Origin of the sequence: Intestinibacter sp. (assembly GCF_022780145.1) — a bacterium.
In the GTDB taxonomy this organism is placed as follows: domain Bacteria; phylum Bacillota; class Clostridia; order Peptostreptococcales; family Peptostreptococcaceae; genus Intestinibacter.
Window position 1 is genome coordinate 1 of the sequence record NZ_JALEXO010000006.1, and the last position, 2,491, is coordinate 2,491.

The window sequence follows — 2,491 nt, forward strand, 5'->3', positions numbered from 1 at the left end:
TTGTGTAGTATACATGGGTATATCAGGTGCCCTTGAATGTAAGCATGCAATAGTTTGCATTGTATCTATGGTAGTAGGAGGTATAATAGGAGAAATAGTAGATATAGACAAGGCTTTAAATAAATTTGGAGATAAGCTAGAAGCTAAGTTCAACAAAGGTGAAGGCGAACAAGTATCTATAGCACAGGGATTTGTATCAGCTAGTTTACTATTTTGTGTCGGAGCTATGGCAGTAGTCGGTTCTTTAAACAGCGGTTTATTTGGAGATAATCAAATTCTATATGCAAAATCAGCATTAGATGGAGTTTCTGCATTTTTATTCTCTCTTACTATGGGGATAGGTGTTTTATTAGCAGCTGCAGCAGTTTTTGTATACCAAGGTTCTATAGCATTGTGTTCTTTTTTACTAAAAGGACTACTATCTACTAGCGTTATAACAGAGATGAACGCTGTCGGAAGCTTACTTATATTGGCTTTAGGTATAAATATACTATTAAAATCTGACATAAAAGTAGCCAATTTGCTACCAGCTATGTTTATTCCAATTATTTTTGGAGTTTTCGGCGTTATCTAAAAAACTTTTAGACAAATTTTGTATTTGAAAGGAAAATAAGCCATAAAATCAAATATAGTAATAACGAAAAAATTAGTATAGATTTTCAAATGAAAATTTTTACAAGGAGGTTATTGCTATATGATTTTATTTGATATAAATGGTGCAGTTGTAAAATTCAACGAAAAAAGAGATAATTACAACACAATAAGAAAATTGTTCTTAGAATATGCACAAAAATCAAGAGACGAATTTAAAGATTACTGCAATGACAATCTAACTACACTTCGACAAATAAACGATGATTATTTAAATTTTGCAGAGGCTCTAGTCGATCAATCTATAAAAAAAGGTGTAGAAATTCTAGTCAGCTATAACGTAATTGTCGTAGATTTTAAAATATTTAAAGAGACATATTGTGAAAAGTATTTTGATTTTAAACGCATTTTCAACAATTTTATTAAAGAAAAAAATTCTGTAAATAAAAACAAAAGAAATACATCAAAGCTATTTGATATAAAACCATTTGTAGATAGATTATCTAGAAGCTTATATAGAGATTGCTTTAATATACACATGGCTGTTATAGATGCTTTAATCGAATACGGTGTAACAGAGGTAGAGTCCTATATAGATGCAGAATCTATAAAACAGGCAAATGCGCTTTTTAATAATTACAAGGACGGTTTTATAAGCAAGCCAGATAGCTATAAAATAGTCCAAAAAATTATAATGGCAAATCCTTATAGAAAAGATGTTTATGAATTTTTAATAAGAGAAGATGGAGATTTTGGCTGTGAGATAGAAAGGCTTACAAAATATCTAGGATACGATATAAAACCTTATAAGTCGTATTTGATGGATATGTATATCAAAGAGCTTGTAGATGATCAAATAAGTGATTTAGAAATAGCAAAAGAAAAAGTAAAAAAATATGCAAAATATATAGGATGTAAAAATAGCTCTATTTATCTTACGAGAATAGATGCGATTTATACATTTGAAAACGCCTAAAAGCTAGCAGATGCTAGCTTTTTTGGTTCAAAAATTGGTTTATTAAATTATGTAAATCTAAATATAAATATTATATATCAGTAATAATCGTCGATTTATGGCATAAAAAGTTTAATTTTTTAAGAATATGCAAAAACTATGTTTATTTATATACTATAGGGGTATAATAATAATATAAAAGAAATGTTGACTAATGTGTATAATTAAAAGCTTGGGAGCCTTAGGGCTCCTTTTTTTTGCAATTACTGGGTTTTGGCATTTTAAAATACTTCCGATTTACTATCATCCCACATTTATCCCACCATTTCGCAATAAAATTTGATTGATTTATTTAAAAGCGGGTATATATATACAAAATAAATATCTAAAAAATCCCAATAAATTATAAAACCTAACCACAAAAAAGAGGCTAATCGATATCTAGCCTCTTTTTAGCTGAGTTTAAAACCCTAAAAAACTATATCATAGGTTTATTTCTTCTCAATTCTAGATAGTAATTTGCAAAGCTTATACTGAAGTAAGGTAATACCCAAACAAGACCTATACCCATAGTCAATATTCCTAAAATAAACCATCCTACAAAGGACAATCCAAATACTATAATCTTGAAGAAATTACCTGTAACTAAATCCATACTAATTTGTATAGCATTTAATATAGGTGCATCAGTATCTAATATAGCTAAAATTGAAAAAGATAGATAAACCTCTAAAATCATTATGAATATTGATGCAAGTGCAGCTATTAGCACACCTACCACTCCAGCTAAGAAAGTCATCAAAAAAGTACCTATATACATAAGTGCAGAGTAAATAAGGCATTTTAATAATTTTTCCTTAGAAACATTCATCCAAGAAAACTCCACTGGATCTAAGTTGTCGTTTTTAGCTATATTCAAATACAGCATAGATGAATATACACCGG

At 28.9% G+C, this 2,491-nt stretch carries 3 protein-coding genes; 2 read left to right on the top strand and 1 reads right to left on the bottom strand.

The features are described 5' to 3' along the window. Nucleotides 1-574, top strand: a 574-nt coding sequence (locus tag MR593_RS00320; RefSeq protein ID WP_290685635.1) for a DUF554 domain-containing protein, incomplete at its 5' end; no start/stop codon positions are given. Between the two features lie 120 nt (nt 575-694). Beyond that, nucleotides 695-1,567: a kinase gene (locus tag MR593_RS00325; protein ID WP_290685637.1), complete on the top strand. Its 873-nt coding sequence runs from the start codon at nt 695-697 to the stop codon at nt 1,565-1,567. A 457-nt stretch (nt 1,568-2,024) separates the two neighbouring features. Here the strand turns inward: MR593_RS00325 and MR593_RS00330 are convergent. Beyond that, a partial coding sequence (locus tag MR593_RS00330; RefSeq protein WP_290685639.1) for a DUF975 family protein occupies nt 2,025-2,491 on the bottom strand: 467 nt, incomplete at its 5' end.